Source organism: Nocardia transvalensis, assembly GCF_015477765.1.
Classification (GTDB): Bacteria; Actinomycetota; Actinomycetes; order Mycobacteriales; family Mycobacteriaceae; genus Nocardia; species Nocardia transvalensis_A.
The window spans coordinates 72,316-93,725 of record NZ_JADLQQ010000019.1; the positions used below are offsets into that span (position 1 = coordinate 72,316).

Sequence of the window (21,410 nt, forward strand, 5' to 3'; positions counted from 1 at the left end):
CCGGATTGCCACTCGAGCGCGCGACCTGGGGTGAGGACAGGAGGGGGTGAGTAGCGTTCTTCGCGCGCACCTGGGCGTACGATTTGCCCGATTTGGGTGACCTGATGAAGATGGGAATACCGGAAAATGAATCTGCACAAGTTCACTGCCGCCGTGGTTCCGGCGGTTGTGGCCGTGGCCCTCGGGGCGGGCACGGTCCATGCAGATCCCGGCGCGCCTGAGGTGCGCTATGAGACCAAGCTGATCGGCAAGGTCGTCGAAACCACATTGGACGGCGGCTTCTTCGAGGTGGCCGACGACCGGCAGACCGTGGCGATCAAGGCCGCCGACGGCGCCACGCTGGTCACCCTCCCGCTGTCGTTCCGTCAGGACGGGCTGGAGTATCCCCTCCCGTATCAGGTGCGTGACGAGGGCCGGGTGCTGGACCTGACCGCGGTCAAGAATGTCGCGGCCGCCCGTCCCGCACCGGCCGTACCGGTGGCCTCCCTGGCCGAAAACCAGCGCGCCATGGACGCTTTCGCGAGCCAGTTCGGCATCGCCACCGCCATCGGCGGCTTCATCGGCACCGCGATCGGCGCGGTGGTCGGCGGCATCATCGGCCTGGCGGGCGGCCCGCTGGACCTGGCCGCCATCGTGGTCGGCGCCGCGATCGGCGGCATCATCGGCACCCTGGTAGTCGGCGGCCCCACCCTCATCATCGCCGGCATCGATCTCATCAACACCCTGGCCGCCCCACCCGGCACCACCAAGTGGATGGACCCCACCGGCCGCTGACCCCACGTCCCAACACGCCGCTGATCCACATGCCCGGGCACGCTCGCCAACCCACGTGCCCGGGCACGGCCGCCGTCTTCATGCCCGGTGCAGCCGCTGACTTCATGCCCGGCGCTGCCGCCAACCCACATGTCCCGGCTGCCGCTCATCCCCATGTCCCGGCTGCCGCCAACCCACATGTCCCGGCTGCCGCCAACCCACATGTCCCGGCTGCCGCCAACCCACATGTCCCGGCTGCCGCTAATCCACATGTCCCGGCGTGCTTTTGGCCGGGACTCAGCGGATGATGCAGCCCGGGGCGGGTGAGATGCCTGCGAAGCGGTCGGAGAGGAAGTTCATGCCGCCCAGGGCTTCTCCGATGGCGGCGCCGTTGTGGGAGGGGAAGGGGGAATGTATTGCCGTCAAAGCGGCGCCCTGGGCGCAGTAGCGGTTGATCAGGGTGGTGAAACCTCCGACGGGGATCACGTCGTCGGTGGTGCTGTGGTACAGGTACAGCGGGGTATCCGGGGCGGTGCCGCCGAGTTCGTTCACGCCTGCCGCGGTTCGAAAAGCGGGGCTGCCCAGGATATTCGGCACCGTCGCGAAGTCGTCGGTGCGGGCGCCCACGTATTTCGGGACCAGGTCCGAACCGCAGGCGGTGGCGTTCTCGGCCAAGGCCGCACGGCCGCGGTCGTTCAACAGATCGATCAGCCCGGACTCGGGTTCGTTGCGGGCCAAGGCCAGCAGGATCAGCATCGCCAGACCCGCCTGCGGCCCACCGTCGACGCGCTGGGCGATGGCGGGGATATCCGCCGGTATGCCACCCGAACTGATGCCCGCGAACACCACATCCGGCGCATACTCCGGACGCAGCTGCGCGGCCCACAGCGTCGCGAAGGCACCACCCGAATATCCCCATCCCCCAACGGGACTCGCCGCGGTGACACCCGCGGGCGGGAAACCGCGCACGGCACGGATTCCGTCGAGCATCGCGTGTGCGGCGGTCGTACCATCGAAGAATCGCGACTGCGGCCCTTCGTAATCGCTGACCACGATCGCCCAGCCGCGCCGCAGCCCCTCCACCATGAACGGAACGTCCAGAACCGTATTCACCACGCTGAGATCGCGTCCACCGCGCAGCGCATACGACGGCGCACAGCGGGTGCCCAGACTGTCGTAGGCCACCTGGTACGACAGCAGCGGCCGCGGCCCCGCCCACGGCACCGGCGACACCATCACCGTCGTCACCGCCAATATCGGCTGCTTCCTGGAATCGGTTGTGCGGTAACGCAACTGCCACGCGGCCACCGGAATCGGCAGATCGAACAGCGCGATCGGGCGCGATCCCAGCACCGCCCCGTTCGGCGCCGCGGCGAGATCGGCGGGCGCCCGGTAGAACGGATCGTTATCGGGGAACGGGATATCGGCCCGCGCAAGGGGAGTCGCCGCGGCCATCACCGCGACGACCACGCCGACCAGCAGCACCCACCACGCCCGCATCACACCCGCAACCCACACACCACGGCCCCGTCCATCCCATCGGTAATCGAGAACTACTGCCCGGCAACGGCTTTGCTGATACGTCAACCAAGGATGCTCGGATCCCATCGCGTGCCTCCCGCGTCCAACCACACCGACGCGCAGGCACTCCATGCGTGGGTCCGCACCGACCGCACCCCACCATCGGGCACCCACCGTAACCCTGCGAAACTCGCAGGTCAACGACCTGGGACTGATTTTGCATCGATGCGAAGATTCGCGCCCCTTCCGTAACTTCCCGTTCCATTCCCGTCATGACGGCGTGTCCACCCCGTCATGCCGAAGTGTCCGATCCCGGCCGCGCGAGGGGAGTAATCTTCCCCGTGCGATTCCTCGGTGGAAGGGGGGTGCAGACGACATGTCTGCCGTTGACAGGACCGTGCCGAGTTCGGCGCGCATGTACGACTACTTTCTCGGCGGTAGGGACAACTACGAGTGCGATCGCCTGGCGGCGAAGCAGGTCGAAAAGGTGGTCCCCTCGCGCATCCAGGCTCGGACGAACCGGGCCTTCATGCACCGCGTCGTCGGATACCTGGCCGGGGAAATCGGCGTGCGGCAGTTCCTCGACATCGGCACCGGTATCCCTACCGAGCCCAACCTTCACCAGATCGCCCAGCGGAGTATCCCCGACGCTCGCGTCGTCTACGTCGACAACGACCCGCTGGTGCTGACACACGCGCGAGCATTGATGACCGGAACGGCCGAGGGCCGTACGGTGTTCGTCCAAGCCGATGTCCGCGAACCCGAGTCGATCCTGGAGGCTCCCAAGCTCCGGGACGTGCTCGACCTGTCCCGGCCGGTCGCCCTGACAATGCTCGCCGTGATGCACTTCGTACCCGACAGCGAGGGTGCGCACCGGATCGTGTCCACTCTCGTCGATGCGCTCGCGCCGGGCTCCTGGCTCGTCATGTCGCACTCGACTGCCGACTTCGACCGGGAGCGGATGACGCGGGCCCTGCAGCTCTACCAACTCAGCGGCACAAAAGCGCAGCTTCGAGGCAGAGAGGAGTTCACCTCCTTCTTCCGAGGCCTGGATCTGATCGAGCCCGGGGTGGTCGGGCCACATCGCTGGCGTCCGGACTCCCTGCCGTCGGAGCCCGACGTGACAGATGCGACGGTTTCCGGCTATGTCGGGGTTGCCCGGAAACCCTGAGGGCGAATGCTCAGTCGGAGGCGGGGATCCAGGCCGGATGCCACATGCGGCCGGATTCGGTCCAGTTCATGTAGCGCACGGTGCCGGTGAGCTTCGGGGTTACCCAGACCGCGTCCTTGCGCTCGTCGGGTTGTAGCTCGTTGTCGAAGGGGCTGGTCTTGCGTTCCAGTCGGTGCAAGTGGGTGGCCAGCTCGGTCATCTCCTGGTCGCTGAATCCGGTGCCGACTCGGCCCACGTAATACAGCCTGCCCTCGTGCGGGACGCCGACCAACAACGAGGCGAACTGCCGGGCGCCGCTGCGCCGGTAGCCACCGACCACCACCTGCTGGGTGCGCCAATTGCGGGTCTTGATCCAGGACTGGCCGCGCTTGCCCGGCAAATACACCGAATCCTTACGCTTGGCGACCACACCCTCCATGCCGTGCTCCTGGCTGTAGCGCAGGGCGTCCACACCGGACCCGTCCAACCGCGGCGGCACCACCAGCGACGGCGCCCGCCCGGCCAGCGCCTCGAGCACCCGTCGGCGGTCGGAATAGCGTTTGCGCAGCAGCGATGTCCCGTCCAGATACAGCACGTCGAAGGCGACGAATACCGCGCTGGCGGCGCCCGCCTGCAGCAGGCCCAGATTCGCCACACCATGGTCGTCGAAGACCACCGCCTCGCCGTCGAGAACCGCACTGTGCCCGGCCAATTCGCGCCCCAGCGCGGCCAGCCGGGGGTAGCGGCCGGTGACGACGAGTCCCTTGCGGCTGCGCAAAGTGACCGCACCGTCCTCGATCTCGGCGATCAGCCGGAATCCGTCCCATTTCGTCTCGAAGGCCCATTCGTCGGCATCGAGAATGGAGACGTCTCCGGGTGTCGCGAGCATCGGTGTCAGTCCACGGGGCAGCTCGGTCGGCTCGGCCCGTTTGCCGTTGGCGGCGGGCTGTTTCTGCTCGTCGCCGTCCGGCTTCATCAGGTGCATCAGCCACTGATTGCCGTTGGTCTGGATCAGCGCGTACCGGCCGTCGATCCGGTCGCCGTGCAGGCGCACGATCACCTCGTCGTCGCGCCACTTCTCGGTCTCGTAGGTGCCCGAATCCCAGATCGTCATCTCCCCGGCGCCGTACTGGCCCTTGGGAATCTTGCCGTGGAAGGTGAGATATTCCAGCGGATGGTCCTCGGTGTGCACCGCCAGGCGGTTCTCATCGCTGGAGGTCGGCGGGCCCTTGGGCACGGCCCACGACACCAGCACCCCGCCGCGTTCCAACCGCAGATCCCAATGCAGGCGCCGCGCATGATGTTCCTGAATGACGAAACGATTTCCGGCAGTGTCCGACGGCGGCTCCGACGGCACCGGCTCCGGTGTCCGCGCGGGGTCTCGCATGGACCTGTAGGTGCGCAAGGGATCGGAAATCTGTTCCGGCAGTGGCGGATCCAGCGCCGCTATCACGTCTCCCCGGTCGCGCCAGCGCTGCAGAACCTCGTCGAAGGTCAAGTGCCGCAGCCGTTTTCCGTCCTCTATTTCCTCCCAGGTGCGCGGCGCGGCCACGGTGGGATAGGTGCGCCCGCGCAGCGAATACGGGGCGATGGTGGTCTTGGCCGGGTTGTTCTGGCTCCAATCGAGGAAGATCTTGCCCGGGCGCGCCGCCTTGGCCATCGTGGCCGTCACCAGATTCGGATGCAGTTTCTCGAGACCTGTCGCCACCTGTTTGGCCACCGTGGAGGCGCCGCCGGGGCTGAGCTCCCGGTCCAGCGGGACATAGACGTGAATGCCCTTGCTGCCGCTGGTCACCGGATAGGCATCCAGACCCACATCGCGCACGGTGTCGCGGATCCACAGCGCCACCTGGGCACATTCGGCCAGCCCGATGCCGGGTCCCGGATCCAGGTCGAAGACGAGCCGGGTGGCCGGTCCCCGCTCCCCGTCCACGAATCGCCATTGCGGCACATGGATTTCCAGCGACGCCTGCTGCCCGAGCCAGGCCAGACCGGCCAGGGAGTCGATGACAGGGTAGGTCACATGCCGGTCGGAGTGTGCGACGGTATGTCGTCCGATCCACTTCGGCGCGTGCGAGGCGAGATTCTTCTCGAAGAACGACGGCTCGTCGACGCCGTTGGGCCAGCGCTTGCGGGTGACCGGGCGGCCGGCGATATGCGGCAGCAGCGCCGGGGCGATGGCGGTGAAATAGTCGATGACCTCGCCCTTTGTGGTGCCGGTCGCCGGATACAGCACCTTGTCGAGGTTGTTCAGCTCAACCTCGACACCCCCGAAATCCCGGCGGGACACCATATTCGAAGTCTAGAGGGCGATACCGACAAAGATGGTTCCGGCCGAGAGCATGCCGTCCCACTCGGTGGTTCCGGCTTGCTCTCGGCCGCAATCCCTACGGCTGGCCCGGGGTGGCCGGAGGTTCCTTGGGCGGCGCGGGTGCGGGCGGAGGCGGAGGCGGCGGGGCAGGCTGGCCCTGGGCGCCGGGGCTCTGCTGCTCCGGGACCGCCTTCTTGATCGCGCCGGTGCCCTTCTCGATCTTGTCGGAGTACTTGCCGCCGGTCTTCTGATCGATATATCCCCCGGCCTTGTCCACCGCGCCGTGGATCTTCTCCGCATTCTCCGAGGCCGCGTCTCGGCCCTTGCCGACCAAGCCCTTGAGCGTGTCCAGCAGACTCATCAGCCCCACTCCTTATTACTCGTCGGTCTTCGTCACTGTCCTGTGCACATCTTCCCACCAGGAGACCTGCGGTGATACCGCATTGACATCGATCCGCTGACCGGGTAGCGGCACGGCCACCGGCGTCCCGGTCGCCCGGGCCGCCGCGACCAGCCGCTGCACCGGCTCCGACCAGCCATGGAAGGCCAGGTTGAACGTCGCCCAGTGGATCGGCACCAGCAGGCCGCGCCCGGGCTCGCCGACACAGACGTCGGCGTGGGCGCGCACCGCCTCCTCCGGATTCATGTGGACATCGGGCCAGTGCACGTCGTAGGCGCCGATCGGGAGCAGGGTCAGGTCGAACGGCCCCGAGGTCGCACCGATCTCGGCGAACGCCTTGGTGTAGCCGGTGTCGCCGCCGAAATACGCCCGCCGCGTCGGCCCGGAGATCACCCACGACGCCCACAGCGTCGTATTGCGCACCAGCCCGCGCCCGGAGAAGTGCCGCGCCTCGGTGCAGGTGATGACCAGATCACCCACCCCCGGCGCGGTGGCGGGCAGACAATACGAGGCGCCCCAATCCAATTCGACGATGCGCCGCTCGGGCACCCGCCACTTGCGCAGGTGCGCGCCGATGCCGATCGGCACCACGAACGGCGCGTCCTGGCTCTCAACCAGCGCGCAGACGGTGTGCCGATCCAGATGGTCGTAGTGGTCGTGGGAAATCACCACCGCGTCCACCGGCGGCAAGTCGGTCAGGGGCACCGGGACCGGATGCATGCGAGTCGGGCCGACCAGCGGCGACGGCGAAACTCGTTCGCTCCATACGGGATCGGTGAGAATCCGGTAGCCGTCCACCTCCAGCAGGGTCGACGCATGGCCGTACCAGGTGACCGCCAGCTCACCCGCCCGCTCCGGCACCACCGGTGCGGCGAGCGGGATTTGGCCCGGCGGCCGTCCCACGCCATGCCGGGTCAATGCCGAAAACAGCAGCGACAGAGCGGATCCGGGAACGATCTCGGTACTGGGTTCGGTGTTGTGGAACTGCCGGTTGCGGTAGCTCGCCGAACCCGCCGCCAGGGGCGCGATCGTCGGCGCCGATGCGCCCAGGGCCGAGGGAAGTCCCCACGCGGCCCGCACGATCCAGGCCAGACCCACAGCACCCGCGGCCCCCAGCGCCAACCTGCGCGCGATACCGAACAGCCTGCTCGTACCCACCATCATCGGCCCTCGAACTTGGCCGCCCGCTTCTCCTGCCGGGCCTGACGGGCCTCCTGCGCATCGGCGCTGAGCCAGGCCGCCGCCAGCGCCGCCTTCTGCTCCGGCGTGTCCTGGCGCCGACTGCCGTCGTCGTTGAACACCAACTTCAGATGCCGCAGCGACAAGGGTGCCAGCGCGGCAATCGATTTCGCCCACGCCTGCGCGTCGGCCAGTGTGCCGATCCGGTTCGCGAAGCCGAAAGTGTAAGCGTCGGAAGCGGTTACCGGCTCCGCCCCCATGAGGACGGTGCGCGCCGGGCCGCCGCCGATCAGCGAGATCAACCGACGGACGGTCCAGCCGTCGACCGAGAGACCGAGCTTCGCGGCCGGGATCGCGATATAGGAGTCGGGGCTCATCACCCGCAGATCCGAGGCCAGCGCCAGTTGCACACCGGCACCCAGCGCACCGCCGTTGATCGCGGCGATGACCGGCACCGGCACGGTCTCGATGGTCTGCAACATCTGCTGCAAACCGTCGAGGAAGGTCTGCGAGTACACCCCGTCCAGGTCGGCACCCGCGCTGAAGATCGGGCCCTGGCCGGTGAGCACGATCACCCTGGCCTCGGCCGCGGCGGCCGTCACGGTGTCGCGCAGCTGCGCCACCAACTCGTCGTTGAGGGCGTTCCGGCGCTCCGGGCGCTGCAGTTCGATGGTGATCACGTCCCCATCGCGGCTGACTCCCAGCATCTGGCCTCCCCAGTGGTGCGGTGTTGGTTACCTTCACTGTATGCGGCGTAAGGTTGCTTCTCCGCACCCGACGCACCCCGCGTAGGGTGACGACGGTGACCGACCCCGATTTCGAGATCCTGGTGATCGGCGCCGGCCAGGCCGGATTGTCGGTCGGCTACCATCTGCGGCGGCTCGGATTGCGGCCCGAACAGGACTTTCTCATTGTCGATCACGCACCGGGGCCGGGCGGCGCCTGGCAGTTCCGCTGGCCCTCGCTGACGCTGACCACCGTGAATCGGGTGCACGATCTGCCCGGAATGTCGTTTGCGGAAACTTTGCCGCCCGGTTCGGAGAGCGCACCCGCCGCCACCGCGGTACCGCACTACTTCGCCCTCTACGAAAAACGCTTCGACCTGCGGGTGCGCCGGCCCGTCTCGGTGCGCGTGGTCTGCGATCGCGCCACACCCTCGAGTTGCCCGCACGAGCAGGTGGACGGTCTGCTGCACGCGGAGACCGTGCCCGGTAATGAAAGCTCCGGCGGCACAACATCTTTCGATGGTACGGTAAGATCGGAGACGCTGCGCGTGCGCGGCCTGGTCAATGCCACGGGAACCTGGGAGAAGCCCTTCATCCCCTACTATCCGGGCGCCGAAATCTTCGCGGGACGGCAGCTACACGCCCACGATTACCGCACCGCAACGGAATTCGCGGGCAAGCACGTGGTCGTCGTCGGAGCGGGCGTGTCGGCGGTGCAGCTGCTGGACGAGATCTCACAGGTGACCACCACCACCTGGGTGTCGCGAACCGAACCGCGGTGGCGGGACGGGCCTTTCACCCCCGAGGAGGGCCGCCGCGCCGTCGCGATGGTCGAGGACCGGGTGCGCCGCGGGCTGCCGCCGCGCTCGGTGGTGTCGGTGACCGGACTGGCGGTCGACGACCGGGTGCGCGCCGCCCGCGCCCGCGGCGCCCTGCGGTGGCATCCGATGTTCCAGCGGATCGAGCCGGACGGGGTGCGCTGGGCCGACGGCACCTTCCAACCCGCCCAGGTGATCCTGTGGGCCACGGGCTTTCGCAGCGCCCTCGATCACCTGGCGCCGCTGCGGCTGCGCGGACCCGGCGGCGGCATCACCATGACCGGCCGGCTGGCCACCCAGGTCGCCGCCGACCCGCGCATCCACCTGATCGGCTACGGCCCCTCGGCCAGCACCATCGGCGCCAATCGGGCCGGGCGCGCCGCCGCCGTCGAACTCGCGGACTACCTGGGGATCACTCCAGGCCGTAGGTGAACTCGGCGGGGTCGGGTCCGACGCGGGTGCCGTTGTCCAGAGCGGTGATGCGCTGCATCTGCTCGGCGGACAGCTCGAAGGAGAACACGTCGAAGTTCTCCCGAATGCGCGACGGGGTCACCGACTTCGGGATGACGACATTGCCCAGCTGCAAATGCCAGCGGATGACCACCTGCGCGGGGGTGCGGCCGGTCTCCTTCGCGACCTCGACGACCGTCGGGTCCTTCAGCTCCGCCCCCTGACCGAGCGGGCTCCACGCCTCGGTCGCGATGCCGTGCTCGGCATGGAAGGCGCGCAGTTCGGACTGTGCCAGGGTCGGGTGCAGTTCGATCTGGTTCACCGCTGGGGTCTCCCCCGTCTCGGAGATCACGCGTTCCAGATGATCGCGATTGAAGTTCGAGACGCCGATCGACCCGATGCGCCCCTGCGCCTTCAACGCCTGGAAGGCGCGGAAGGTGTCGACGTACCGGTCGGCCTGGGCCACCGGCCAGTGGATGAGGTACAGGTCCAGGTAATCCAGGTCCAGGCGCTGCATGCTGGCGTCGAAGGCGCGCAGCGTCGAGTCGTAGCCCTGATCGGAATTCCACAGCTTGGTGGTGACGTAGACCTCGTCGCGCGGCAACCCGGATTCCCGGATGGCACGCCCTACCTCCGCCTCGTTGCCGTAGATCATCGCGGTGTCGATGCTGCGGTAGCCGACTTCCAGCGCGGCGGTTACCGCGTCGAACGCATCGTTCTCCGGCACTTGGAAAACGCCGAAGCCGAGCTTCGGAATCACGTTTCCGTCGTTCAGCACGACCGAGGGGGCTGCGGTGCTCTCGCTTTTGAAGGTCACGTTCCGACGGTAGAAGCGGTTCGGCGACCGGTCAACGAGGGGTCGGCGTGTGTTAGCCCCAACTTGACAGGATATTGGGTTTTTACAACACTTTGTTGTGTGAGTCCGGTTAAAAGGGGAGAAACCCCACCGATCTACAACCGCATCGCCGTCCTGCGTGCCGAACATCGCATGACCCGGGCTGCGCTGGCCGAGGCGGTGAACGTCAATCCGCAGACCATCGGCGCCCTGGAACGCGGCGACCACTACCCGAGCCTCGACCTGGCCATGCGGATCTGCGAGGTCTTCGAGCTACCGATCGAGGCGGTGTTCTCCCGCGCCGAATTCACGCCCTTGTCGGCCGAGGTCTATTCGCGAGCGCGAGCGGCCGATGCAGGGGATGCGACAAGGAAAGGACGGCCATGACTCACGCAGCGACCGGTCTGCTCGACCGATATCAGGAGTACCGGACCCGACGCTGGCAGGCGAACGAGGAGCGCATGGCGGGCATATTGCCGGGCTGGCGCACCCGGCGTCGGCGGCGAGCCCTCGTCGTCACGGTGGCGGCGGCCAATGCCACCATGTTCGTCACCGGACTGCTGTGCGCCTTCGGCCTCCGGTCGGCGCCCTTGATTCTGCTGCCCGCCATGATCGTGTTCCTGCCCGCGTGGACCATCCTGCGCATCGCCTCCTCGCGCCACGACAGCGCGCCGGTGCAGGTGCTGGACGAGTTGGAAATCGCGCAGCGCAACGCCGCCCGCTCGATCGGATTGGCCATCACCCAGGGATTGACCATGCTCCCGGTGGCGTACCTGATGATCGCCGGAACGGTGGCACCGGAGGCCGACGCCTTCCGCACCGCCTACGCGGGCTCACTCATGACCCTGGCCACACTTCTGGCCGGAGGCTGCGCCCCGGCAATGATCCTCGGCTGGACCCGCCCGGACCCCGACCCCGAACCCTGAGGTTCCGGCAAAGAGCACGCCGGCAGCACGGGGAGTCAGCTGTCGCTCGGCAAGCCGAGGCGGCGGTAGCGGGCCTGGCGGTTGGCGCGGAGTTCGGGGATGGTGCGGCTGCGCAGATCGGAGAGTTCGGCGGCGATGGCGGAGATCATGCGGCGGGCGAACTCGAGGGGTTCGTCCGCCGCATCGGGGAATTCACCGACGATGCGGTCGACCACACCGTCGGTGAGCAGGTCGGGGGCGGAGATTCGTTGTCGGGCAGCGAGTTCGGGGGCATGGGCGGTGTCGCGGTGGACGATGGCGCTGGCGCCCTCCGGTGGAAGCGGGGCGAGCCAACTGTGGGTCGCGGCCAGTACCCGGTCGGCCGGAAGCAGGGCCAGCGCACCGCCACCGCTGCCCTGCCCCAGCAGGACCGACACCGTCGGGGTGTCCAGGGTGACGAGATCGGCCAGGCAGCGGGCGATTTCGGGAGCCAGGCCGCGTTCCTCGGCCTCCCGCGACAGCGCCGCACCGGCGGTGTCGATCACCAGTACCAGCGGCAGCCGCAGTTCGGCGGCCAGGTGCATGCTGCGCCGGGCTTCCCGCAAAGCTGCCGGGCCCATGGTGTTCTCGACGCTCTGTCCGGCGCGGTCGTGGCCGAAGATCACGCACGGCTGACCGTTCAAACGGGCCAGGGCGTGCACCACGGTACGGTCGGACTCCCCCTGGCCGGTGCCGCTGAGCGGAACTCGATCGGTGGCCCGACGCAGCAATGCGCGAATACCGGGCCGATCGGGTCGGCGGGACATCAGCACCGATTGCCAGGTGTCGGCCGCTTCGGTCGCCGCGGCCTCGACCTCGCCTCCTGCGCCGAGGTCTCGGTGCGGCACCGGGCCACCGACGCCATCCACCACATTCAGAACGCGATGGACGATGCGCCGGAACACCCGCACCGGCACGACCCCGTCGATCACTCCGCTGTGATACAGATTCTCGGCCGTCTGCACACCGTCCGGGAACGGATGTCCGTACAGCGCCTCGTACACCCGCGGCCCGAGAAATCCGATCCGCGCGCCGGGTTCGGCAAAGGTCATGTGTCCCAACGAACCCCAGGAGGCGAAGACGCCGCCCATGGTCGGATTGCGCAGATAGACCAGATAGGGGTTCCCGGCCGCCTTGTGCGCCGCGACCGCGCCCGCCACCTTCACCATCTGCACGAAGGCCACCGTGCCCTCCTGCATCCGGGTACCGCCCGACGCGGGCGAGGCCAGCAGCGGCAGTCCCAATTCGGTCGCCCGCTCCACCGCCGACACGATGCGCTCGGCCGCCGCCACCCCGATCGACCCCGCGAGAAACCCGAATTCACACGCGACGACGACCACCCGCCGCCCGCGCAATCGCCCCTCTCCGGTCAGGACGGCCTCGTCGGTCCCGGCCTTGGCGGCGGCGGTCCGCAGGTCGGCCGCATAGCCTGCGGTGGCGGCGACGATCGACGGCGGCCGATCCCAGCTGAGAAACGAGCCGGGATCGAGCAATCCGTCGAGCAGCTCCCGCGCCGAGATCTTCACGACGCAGAGCCTAACCAGCCCCTCGAATTCACACCGTCGCGAGGCCGAGCGCCAGCGACGTCGCGGCCAGCAGCAACGGTACGGACGGGAAAGCCAGATGCCGATAACACCGGGCGCGCACCACCGTGCCGACGGCCCCGACGAAATACAGCACCAGATATGCCGCCGAGACGACCGCGATCACGGGAAACGCCAAGCCCACGACAAGTCCGACCGCACCCACCGCCTTGGCCACACCCAGCGGAACCATCCACGAGCGCGGTACCCCGTACCTGCCCATGTTCTCGAGAACGAAGGGGCTGCGGAGGAAATCCATCACGGCCGCAACGACATTGCCCAGGGCCGTGACAACGACGACCACAACGAATGCGGTCTCCATCACTGCACCACCGCCAGTGCGAGCGACCCGACAGCCAGCGCGAAGTACACACCCGGAAACGCGATGTTGTAGAACACCCGAGCCCGCACATGCGCGATCAGCGCCCCGAGAAAGAACAGCACCAAACCGGCCGCCGCCGCGATGCCGATCGGGCGCGCCCCGAGCAGTCCCAGCAGCAGCCCGACCGCCCCCGCGCTCTTCAGCACGGCCAGCGGCGGAATCCAGGACGGCGGCACGCCCACTTCACCCGAATTGGCGATCACGAAATCGGCCCGAGCGAAGTCGGCAGCGGCGATCGCGACATTGGCCACGATGGCCGCAACCGTGACAAAGACATAAGCGGAGTACATGACTACGCCTTCCAGCCGAACGAAGTGACACCTTCACCTTCGTTCGCCCCGCAGCCCTCGTCCAATACCTGCACCCATAACCGAACGGCATGACCTCGCGCGCAGGGTGATGCGCAGCCGCACCCCGTTCATGGATCCGCACCCGCCGTAGGGGGTGTGGATCCATGTAAGGGGTGCGGCCGGCGATATACCGCAGCGCCGGAACTCGCTGCGGTATGGGTACGGTCAGTAGCCCTGGACGACCTTGCGTAGGGCGTACTCGGTGACCGAGACCAGCGCCTGCTTGACCGGCTCCCGGCGGCGGGCGTCGATCGATAGGATCGGCACGTCCGCGGGAACCGCCAGCGCTTGGCGGATGTCCTCGATCGGATACCTGGGCGCATCGTCGAATTCGTTGATGGCCACCAGGAATGGCAGGCTGCGCGCCTCGAAGTAGTCGACCGCGGCGAAACTGTCCTCCAGCCGGCGGGTGTCGACCAGCACCACGGCGCCGATGGCGCCGCGGATCAGGTCGTCCCACATGAACCAGAAGCGGTACTGGCCGGGCGTGCCGAACAGATACAGCACCAGGTCGTCGGCAAGGCTGATCCTGCCGAAGTCCATGGCCACCGTCGTGGTGGCCTTCGTCGGCACGGCTGCCAGGCTGTCGACACCGACGCTGGCATTGGTCACCAATGCCTCGGTGCGCAGCGGAACGATTTCCGAGACAGCACCGACCAGAGTCGTCTTACCCACACCGAAGCCACCGGCGACCACGATCTTCGCCGAGGTGGGCTTGCTGGTGCGGGTATCGACCTGGGCCGTCGAATCAAATACGCCGGAGTCCACTGAGAACCCTTTCGATCAGCTCGCGACGTTCATCGTCGCTCGAATCGTCTTTCAAAGTCGCCGAAACTCGTACATGCCCGGCCTCTATGAGGTCGGCCACGAGCACTCGCGCCACCCCGATTGGAATACCCAGCCGGGCCGCCAGTTCCGCGACAGACGGCGATTCTCTGCACAACTCCACGATTGACGTCTCGATGTTGGTCAGTTCGAACTGCCGCTCGAGGGCGACCGGATGCGATGCGACGAGGGCCTCCAACGCCAGATCCACCTTCGGCCGCGTGCGACCGGAGGTCAGTGAATACGGGCGGACGAGGCTTGGCTCGCTCCCCACGCGCTGGTTGTCTATGTCCATCCCACCATCAGGAACCCATCGTGACGCGTGGTGTGGCCTGAACTGTCTGGCCCACCCGCTCGACCAACAACGCCATCTCGTATCCCACCTGTCCGATATCGCAGGACGTATTCGTCAGGACCGCCAGATAGGAGCCGTCGCCGACCGCCATCAGCAGTAGGTAGCCGTGTTCCATCTCGACTACCGACTGCAGCACCGTGCCGCCTTCGAACAGATTCGACACGCCAACCGAAAGGCTGGCGAGGCCTGCGGTCACAGCCGACAGCTGTTCGGCACGGTCGACGGGCAACTGAGCGCTCGCGGCCATCAACAGACCGTCCGCCGAAACCAGCACGGCATGAGCGACGCCCGGAACCTCGTTGGCGAAGTTCGAAACCAGCCAATCCAGCTGACGGTTCGTACCACCTAGATCGGGGTTCATCGGTCTCCTTTATCTCCGGTTAGGTTCATTGCTCTCATTGCGCGGCCATCCCGGACGCCCTGCTGGTGACGACTCAGACTTGACCTGATGGATTCGGGGTCACGGCGCGGCGCTCGGTCCGCGTTTCCGGCGACGCCGCCGGGAACGAGCCGATTGCCCGGATCGCGCTGTGGCAATCCGGCCGCCGTCCGCTTCTCCGGCTGGGCCTCCACGGCCCGCCGGGCCGCCTGCCATCCTTCATCACCGGGTGATTCGAAGGAGGCGGCTACTTGGGACCGGTCGGGGTTCGGATCGGACAGCCACGCCGACATCATCTCAGCGAAGATCGGGCTGTCCATCGACGACCCGGAGTCGACCGTGGGCTGCAGCCGGGTCTGGAAGAACGCGGCCGTCTTCTGCGGGTTGGACCGGAAGCTGTGCCGACCGCGTTCGCGGCCCTCGCCGGGGTCCGCCGCGGGCTTGTCGCCGGTCGTGCGCTCGCCCTTGGGCAGGCTCAGGCCGGGCGTGGGCGCCGGGCGCGGCGGTAGGTCGGCGCCCGGGCGACGCTGCGGTAGGCCGCCGGAACCGGACTGGCGCTGCGGCAGGCCATTGCTGTCCTCACGCCGGCGGCGGCCACCGGTCGTACCGGGCTCGCGCTGCGGGAGACCGGTCGCGGAGGCCGCCTCGCGCTGAGGCAGACCACTCGCCCCGGAATCCCGCTGCGGTAGGCCGGTCGATCCGGAATCACGCTGATGCAGACCCGACGCACCCGAATCACGCTGCGGCAAGCCCGTCGAACCGGAATCACGCTGATGCAGACCCGACGCACCCGAATCACGCTGCGGCAAGCCCGTCGAACCGGAACCACGCTGATGCAGACCCGACGCACCCGAATCACGCTGCGGCAGACCGGTCGAACCGGGATCACGCTGCGGCAGCCCGGACGGGCCGGAGTCACGCTGCGGTAGGCCGGTCGATCCGGAATCACGCTGATGCAGACCCGACGCACCCGAATCACGCTGCGGCAGGCCGGTCGAACCGGGATCACGTTGCGGCAGCCCGGTCGAACCGGAGTCACGCTGCGGCAGGCCCGTCGGACCGGAATCACGGGAGAGTCCCGTGGCACCCGCATCGCCGCGCTGCGGCAGGCCGGTGGCACCGGAATCCCGCTGCGGCAACCCGACGCTGCCCGACTCCCGTTGCGGGAGGCCGTTGCGGCCCGCGCCGCGCTGCGGCAGACCCGTGGTGCCGGGCTCACGCTGCGGGAGGCCGTTGCTGCCGGGCTGGCGCTGCGGGAGGCCATTGCTGCCGGAATCCCGTGGTGGCAGGCCATTCGCGCCCGGTTCGCGGGATGGTAGCCCCGTGCCGCCCGATTCCCGCGGCGGCAATCCGGTCGAACCCGGTTCGCGCGGCGGCAGATTCGCCGCGGGCCGCTCCGGCAACCCGCCGGCACCCGGCTGTGGTGTCGAGGAGGGTGAACGCGGTGGGAGCCCGCCACCGCCGGAACCCCGCTGCGGCAGACCGCCACCGGCGCCCGGCTCGCGCGGCGGTATGCCGCCCGCACCCGATTCGCGCTGCGGCAACCCGTTTCCGCCGGGCTGACGCTGCGGCAGGCCGCCCGGGCCCGACGGACGCGGCGGCTGCCCGCCCGCGCCGGGCTGTCGCTTGAGCATATTGGCGGCCAGGCCCGGTTGCGGCTGGGCCGTACCGCTGCCGCGCTGCGGCAGACTCGAACCGGGCTGTGCCGCGGGTGCCTGCGGGCCGTGCGCCCCCGGCTCCCGTTGCGGCAGGCCGGTCTTACCGCCATCCGCGGGCGCACCGGCGATGCCGTGACGCACCGTCGGGCCGTTGGTGCCCGGCTGCCGCTGCGGCAGCCCGCCGGGGATGGCCGTGCCGGGCTGGCGTTGCGGTAGCCCGCCGGACGCGGCGGTGCCGTTGACCTCGGTGCCGTTGGCCGCCGGGGCCCGCTCGCCGCGCTCGCCGGCCGGAATCGGCCCGCTCACACCCGGGTCCACGGTGACCATCACGTTGCCGCTCGGGGTGCGGGTGACCGCCCGCATCTGCATCGACGCCGGCGCACCGGGCCGCTGCGGGCTCGGCATCTGCTGGGTCGGCTGCTGCGGCGGCACGGTGATCGAACCACCGGCCGGGGCGACGATGAGCGCCTTGGGCACGTGCGCGGTCACGGTCACGCCGGGATCGCGCGCGGTGTCGAAGGTCGGCCGCAGGCGCACGGTCAGCCCGTGCCGCTCGGCCAGCCGGCCGACGACGAACAGACCCATGTGCCGCGCGGTATCGGGACCGACCTCGGCGGTGCTCTCCAGGCGCCGGTTGATCTCGGCCATCTCGGCCGGCGGCATACCGATACCCCGGTCGGCGACCTCGATGAGCAGACCCTGATCGTGGGCCTGGGCGAAGGTGAACTTGACGTCGGTCTCCGGCGGCGAGGCGCGTAGAGCGTTGTCGAGCAGCTCGGCGAACAGGTGCGCCAGGTCGGAGGCCGCCGGTTCGGTGATGGCGCCGCGCGGGGTGGCGCCCAGCTTCACCCGCTCGTAGTCCTCGACCTCGGAGATGGCCGCGCGCAGCACGTCGGCGATCTCGACCGGCGCGGACTTGGTGCGCCGCTGCCGGGTACCGGCCAGAATGAGCAGGTTGTCGCCGTTTCGGCGCATGCGGGCGGCGAGATGGTCCAGCCGGAACAGGTTTTCCAGCAGGCGCGGATCCTTCTCGTCGTACTCCATCGCCTCGATGAGCGACAGCTGGTGGTCGACCAGCGATTTCGAGCGCCGGGCCAGAGTCTCGAACATGTCGTTGACCTGCGTACGCATGGCGGCCTGGTCGGCGGCCAGGCGCAGCGCCTGCCCGTGGATGTCGTCCACGGCGCGGGCCAGCTGACCGATCTCCTCCTCGGTGTGCACCGGCATCGGTTCCAGCGGTACATCTTCCGGGCTCGCGCCGTCCCGCAGTCGGGCGACCTCATGGCCGAGGTCGTGCTCGGCGACGCGCAGGGCGGCCAGGCGCAGCCGGCGCAGGGGCACGATCATCGACCGCGCCATGATCACCGCGAGAATGAGCGCGGCGAGGATGGTGAGCACCACGACCACCGCGTAACGGATGGCGCCGAAACGGGCGTCATCGGCCATCACCTTGACTCGCGAGATGATGTCGGAGCTGGACTGATCGACGATCTTCTGGTACTGGGCCAGACTGTCCACGGCCGACTGGCGTAGATCCTGCAGAGGTAGCTGTCCGGCCGCCACCTGCGGACCGTTGACCAGCTGAATTCGGTTGTTCACCAACTGAGTCAGATCGGCGATGGTCGGATCCCCGTCGGGGAAGCGATGTGCCGTGATGCCGAGCATCTGGCGCTCGGTGTTGGCGGCGACCTGGAAGTCGCGGATGGCGTCCTTCACATTGCTGGGATTGCGCAGCGCCTCGGCCATGGCGGCACTCTCCTGGACCAGCACCGCGCGAGTGTTGAGCGCGTCGACCAGGCGCAGCTTGGCGGCCTCCACGGCGGGGTCGGAGACCGTCTGGGTGATCGCCTCCGCCGTGCGAACGCTGTTCTGGCGGATCGACTCTTCCTGATTGATGGCATCCGGGATGGACTCCGACGGCTTGGCCCCCTGCTGCAGGATCGCCTTGGACCCCGCGATCATCCGGTCGATCGCGGCCCGTCCACCCGGCACGCTGTCCAGTCGCGACGCGGCCTTCTCCGCGGAGGCGATCGCGTTCTGCAGCTGGGTGAGGTCCGCGTCCTGCACCAGCGACTGGTTCGGCCCGAGCATGATCATCTGCTCGGTGGCGACGACACCCTGCGCACCACTCAGCTGGGTGACGGCCGGAATCGCCTCGACGTGCTTGACGGCCTCGTCGAGCTCACTCGAATCGCTGAACTGTGCCGCAATTCTGGATGCTCCGAGCACCACCGCAACGAGGAGGGGCACGGCCAGCACCGCCGTAACCTTCCAGCGCAGGTCCCAGTTGCTAAGCGCCCAACGCTTGTTGCCGGACCTTGCGGCGTCACGCATCTCCCACTCACTTTCCAAACTGGCCCCGCCCGCGCGCCGTCAGCGAGCCCCCGCGATCGCACGCGCGGCTCGGCAGGCAGTGCAGGCCGAGAACTGCGGCTGGCCGAGAAATTGCGTCCATGACGGCCGAAATATGTGACATGCGATTCTAACGGATCAATAACTTCTTGTGTGACCTCTTGGCAACCACCGGCCGTTGACCTGCCTGTTTCAGACAAAATCGAAGGTCGCGGCGTCCGCCCGGACGTCGCGTGAAGTCTGCCACAATCAGGCAGATCTATCGAGGCGGGCATCGAGGCGAGGCAGGGAGTCACACGGTTGAACGCGAAGCAGGAGTACCGGCCTACCTACCAGACGAGCCTGGTCGATCCCGCCGACTTCTGGCGTACCGCTGCCGAGGCCATCAGCTGGGATGTTCCGCCTGAAATGATCGTCGACGGGGGTGCCCGTCCGACGGCTCGGTGGTTTCCGGATGCTCGCCTCAACACCTCCTACAACGCACTGGACCGTCATGTGCGCGATATCACACCGGAAGAGGGCTCGACGGGGGGTGAGTCGAGCAGTGCTCTCGGTCCGACCGGCGGACGCGCCAACCAACCCGCCCTAATATACGACTCCGCTATGACGGGCGCCACACTTGTCTACACCTACGCCGAATTGCTCGACGAGGTCTCGACATTCGCGGGTGCCATGCTGCGGCTGGGCGTGCGGACCGGCGACCGGGTCGTCATCTACATGCCGATGATCCCCGAGGCCGTCATCGCCATGCTGGCCTGCGCCCGAATCGGCGCGGTGCACTCGGTGGTGTTCGGCGGATTCGCCGCCCATGAGCTGGCCGCGCGCATCGACGATGCCGAGCCGGTGCTGATCATCACCGCCTCGGGCGGCCTGGAGCCGGGCAAGCGGCTGGAGTACCCCCCGATCGTGTTGCAGGCATTGGACCAGGTGAGCACCACCGCACCCCGGCACGTGGTGGTCAAGCAGCGGTCCGGATTCCCCATCATCCGCTTCACCGTGCCGACCGACCATCTGCCCGGTTCGTCGGAAACCGTTGCCGCGCAGTGGCTGGACTGGGAGGACATGGTCCGCGACGCGGAACCGGCCGAACCGGTATCGGTCGCGGCGACCGATCCGCTGTACATCCTCTACACCTCGGGGACCACCGGGAAGCCGAAGGGCGTGGTCCGCGACAACGGCGGCCACGCGGTCGCGCTGGCCTGGTCGATGCGCAACATCTACGACGTGGGCCCCGGCCAGGTAATGCTGACGACCTCCGATATCGGCTGGGTGGTCGGGCACTCCTACATCGTCTACGCGCCGCTGCTGGTCGGCGCGACAACCGTGCTGTACGAGGGCAAACCGATCGGCACCCCGGACGCCGGCGCCTACTGGCGCATGGTCGACCAGCACCGCGTGCACGTCATGTTCACCGCGCCGACCGCGTTGCGCGCCATCCGCCGGGCCGACCCGGAGGCGGCCGCCGCCAAGCGCCACGACCTGTCGACCCTGCGCGCCCTGTTCTGCGCCGGTGAACGCCTGGACCCCGCGACCTACGAGTGGGCCCGCGACACCCTGCTGGCCGATCGCCCCGAATGCCCGGTGGTGGACCACTGGTGGCAGACCGAGACCGGCTGGCCGATCTGCGCGGATCCGCTGGGGCTGCAGGAACTTCCGATCAAGCCCGGCTCGGCCTCGGTGCCGGTGCCCGGCTATCGGCTGCGCGTGCTGGACTACGAGGGCGATGCCGTTCCGAACGGCACCGAGGGCAATATCGTGATCGGGCTCCCCCTGCCCCCGGGCACCCTGACCGGACTGTGGGGCGACGACGAGAGATTCACCCGGTCCTATCTGTCCGCCTATCCCGGCCACTATCTGACCGGGGACTCCGGCTACTTCGACGAGGACGGCTACCTGTATGTCCTCGGGCGCAGCGACGACGTGATCAACATGGCCGGGCATCGGCTGTCGGCGGGCGGTATCGAGGCCGCGGTCGCCGGGCACGCCGCGGTGGCCGAATGCGCGGTCATCGGTATCCCCGACGAGCTCAAGGGGCAGCGTCCGATCGCCTATGTGGTGCTCAAGACCGGCGCCGAGGTGGACCATGCGCAGCTGCGCGACGAGCTGATCACCCGCGTTCGCGAGCAGATCGGAGCCATCGCGACCCTGCACGACGTGGTGGTGGTGCAGGCCCTGCCCAAGACCCGGTCGGGAAAGATCTTGCGCCGCACCATCCGTCAGATCGCGGCCGGGGAGAGCTGGGAGATGCCCGCCACCATCGAGGATCCCGGCGTGCTGGTCGCGCTCGAGGATCAGATCCTCGCCGCCCGGGCCGACGGGTGAGATCCCTCATAGTTTTCTCAGTGTCTTTCTCAGTGTTGCTTCCCGCACGAATCACCGTGTGGCCGTAGTGTCTGGTCGCGCCGAGCCCCGGCAAGCAGTTCGTACACCGAAGACGTTT

Annotated in this window: 19 protein-coding genes; 6 read left to right on the plus strand and 13 right to left on the minus strand. The window is 68.2% G+C overall.

Annotation, left to right across the window (positions count from 1 at the left end; translation table 11 throughout):
- The first annotated feature begins 126 nt into the window (after positions 1-126).
- Positions 127-774, plus strand: a complete 648-nt coding sequence (locus IU452_RS37350) for an ammonium transporter (RefSeq protein WP_195113991.1) — start codon at positions 127-129, stop codon at positions 772-774.
- 276 nt (positions 775-1,050) lie between these two features.
- Here IU452_RS37350 and IU452_RS38770 read toward each other — a convergent pair whose 3' ends face one another.
- The gene (locus IU452_RS38770; RefSeq protein ID WP_195113992.1) at positions 1,051-2,271 is read right to left on the minus strand and encodes a lipase family protein; all 1,221 of its coding nucleotides are present in this window, start codon (positions 2,269-2,271) and stop codon (positions 1,051-1,053) included.
- A 379-nt stretch (positions 2,272-2,650) separates the two neighbouring features.
- Here IU452_RS38770 and IU452_RS37360 point away from each other — a divergent pair, with 379 nt between their 5' ends.
- Entirely contained in the window at positions 2,651-3,445 is a 795-nt protein-coding gene (locus IU452_RS37360) for an SAM-dependent methyltransferase (RefSeq protein ID WP_195113993.1), read from the plus strand.
- A gap of 10 nt (positions 3,446-3,455) precedes the next feature.
- On the opposite strand, the gene IU452_RS37365 is transcribed toward IU452_RS37360, so the two are convergent.
- The 4 genes from IU452_RS37365 to IU452_RS37380 form a co-directional block, all read right to left on the minus strand.
- The gene (locus IU452_RS37365) at positions 3,456-5,717 is read right to left on the minus strand and encodes an ATP-dependent DNA ligase (protein WP_195113994.1); all 2,262 of its coding nucleotides are present in this window, start codon (positions 5,715-5,717) and stop codon (positions 3,456-3,458) included.
- A gap of 94 nt (positions 5,718-5,811) precedes the next feature.
- Positions 5,812-6,096, minus strand: coding sequence for an antitoxin (locus tag IU452_RS37370; protein WP_195113995.1), 285 nt, complete (start codon positions 6,094-6,096; stop codon positions 5,812-5,814).
- Positions 6,097-6,111: 15 nt separating this feature from the next.
- The gene (locus IU452_RS37375; RefSeq protein ID WP_228819399.1) at positions 6,112-7,299 is read right to left on the minus strand and encodes an MBL fold metallo-hydrolase; all 1,188 of its coding nucleotides are present in this window, start codon (positions 7,297-7,299) and stop codon (positions 6,112-6,114) included.
- Positions 7,296-8,021 (minus strand): enoyl-CoA hydratase, encoded by a 726-nt coding sequence (locus IU452_RS37380; protein WP_195113996.1) that lies wholly within the window; start codon positions 8,019-8,021, stop codon positions 7,296-7,298. The genes IU452_RS37375 and IU452_RS37380 overlap by 4 nt, the downstream gene beginning before the upstream one ends.
- A gap of 86 nt (positions 8,022-8,107) precedes the next feature.
- Here IU452_RS37380 and IU452_RS37385 point away from each other — a divergent pair, with 86 nt between their 5' ends.
- Complete coding sequence (locus IU452_RS37385; RefSeq protein WP_195113997.1) at positions 8,108-9,289, plus strand: NAD(P)-binding domain-containing protein; 1,182 nt, start codon at positions 8,108-8,110, stop codon at positions 9,287-9,289.
- On the opposite strand, the gene IU452_RS37390 is transcribed toward IU452_RS37385, so the two are convergent.
- Positions 9,270-10,124 (minus strand): aldo/keto reductase, encoded by an 855-nt coding sequence (locus IU452_RS37390; RefSeq protein WP_324193039.1) that lies wholly within the window; start codon positions 10,122-10,124, stop codon positions 9,270-9,272. The two genes, IU452_RS37385 and IU452_RS37390, sit on opposite strands and share 20 nt — an antisense overlap.
- A gap of 99 nt (positions 10,125-10,223) precedes the next feature.
- Between IU452_RS37390 and IU452_RS37395 the strand changes: the two genes are divergently transcribed.
- Together IU452_RS37395 and IU452_RS37400 are read left to right on the plus strand one after the other, a co-directional pair.
- Positions 10,224-10,529, plus strand: a complete 306-nt coding sequence (locus tag IU452_RS37395; RefSeq protein ID WP_195113999.1) for a helix-turn-helix transcriptional regulator — start codon at positions 10,224-10,226, stop codon at positions 10,527-10,529.
- Positions 10,526-11,068, plus strand: coding sequence for a hypothetical protein (locus tag IU452_RS37400; protein ID WP_195114000.1), 543 nt, complete (start codon positions 10,526-10,528; stop codon positions 11,066-11,068). The genes IU452_RS37395 and IU452_RS37400 overlap by 4 nt, the downstream gene beginning before the upstream one ends.
- A 35-nt stretch (positions 11,069-11,103) precedes the next feature.
- On the opposite strand, the gene IU452_RS37405 is transcribed toward IU452_RS37400, so the two are convergent.
- From IU452_RS37405 to IU452_RS37435, 7 genes are all read right to left on the minus strand, one after another.
- Positions 11,104-12,612 carry a carboxyl transferase domain-containing protein gene (locus tag IU452_RS37405; RefSeq protein ID WP_195114001.1) on the minus strand — a complete coding sequence of 503 codons (1,509 nt, stop codon included), beginning with the start codon at positions 12,610-12,612 and terminating at the stop codon, positions 11,104-11,106.
- A gap of 28 nt (positions 12,613-12,640) precedes the next feature.
- Positions 12,641-12,991, minus strand: coding sequence for a DoxX family protein (locus IU452_RS37410; RefSeq protein ID WP_195114002.1), 351 nt, complete (start codon positions 12,989-12,991; stop codon positions 12,641-12,643).
- On the minus strand, positions 12,991-13,341 hold the full coding sequence (locus IU452_RS37415; RefSeq protein ID WP_195114003.1) for a DoxX family protein: 351 nt from the start codon (positions 13,339-13,341) through the stop codon (positions 12,991-12,993). The genes IU452_RS37410 and IU452_RS37415 overlap by 1 nt, the downstream gene beginning before the upstream one ends.
- 225 nt (positions 13,342-13,566) lie before the next feature.
- A complete protein-coding gene (locus IU452_RS37420) occupies positions 13,567-14,169 on the minus strand; it encodes a GTP-binding protein (RefSeq protein ID WP_171982855.1) in 603 nt (200 codons plus the stop codon).
- Positions 14,150-14,521: a DUF742 domain-containing protein gene (locus IU452_RS37425; RefSeq protein WP_195114004.1), complete on the minus strand. Its 372-nt coding sequence runs from the start codon at positions 14,519-14,521 to the stop codon at positions 14,150-14,152. The genes IU452_RS37420 and IU452_RS37425 overlap by 20 nt, the downstream gene beginning before the upstream one ends.
- A 7-nt stretch (positions 14,522-14,528) precedes the next feature.
- Complete coding sequence (locus tag IU452_RS37430) at positions 14,529-14,942, minus strand: roadblock/LC7 domain-containing protein (RefSeq protein WP_011207200.1); 414 nt, start codon at positions 14,940-14,942, stop codon at positions 14,529-14,531.
- Entirely contained in the window at positions 14,939-18,952 is a 4,014-nt protein-coding gene (locus tag IU452_RS37435) for an ATP-binding protein (protein ID WP_195114005.1), read from the minus strand. Before IU452_RS37435 ends, IU452_RS37430 begins: the two co-directional genes overlap by 4 nt.
- Positions 18,953-19,270: 318 nt before the next feature.
- Between IU452_RS37435 and IU452_RS37440 the strand changes: the two genes are divergently transcribed.
- On the plus strand, positions 19,271-21,292 hold the full coding sequence (locus tag IU452_RS37440) for an AMP-binding protein (RefSeq protein WP_195114006.1): 2,022 nt from the start codon (positions 19,271-19,273) through the stop codon (positions 21,290-21,292).
- Positions 21,293-21,410 lie beyond the last annotated feature (118 nt).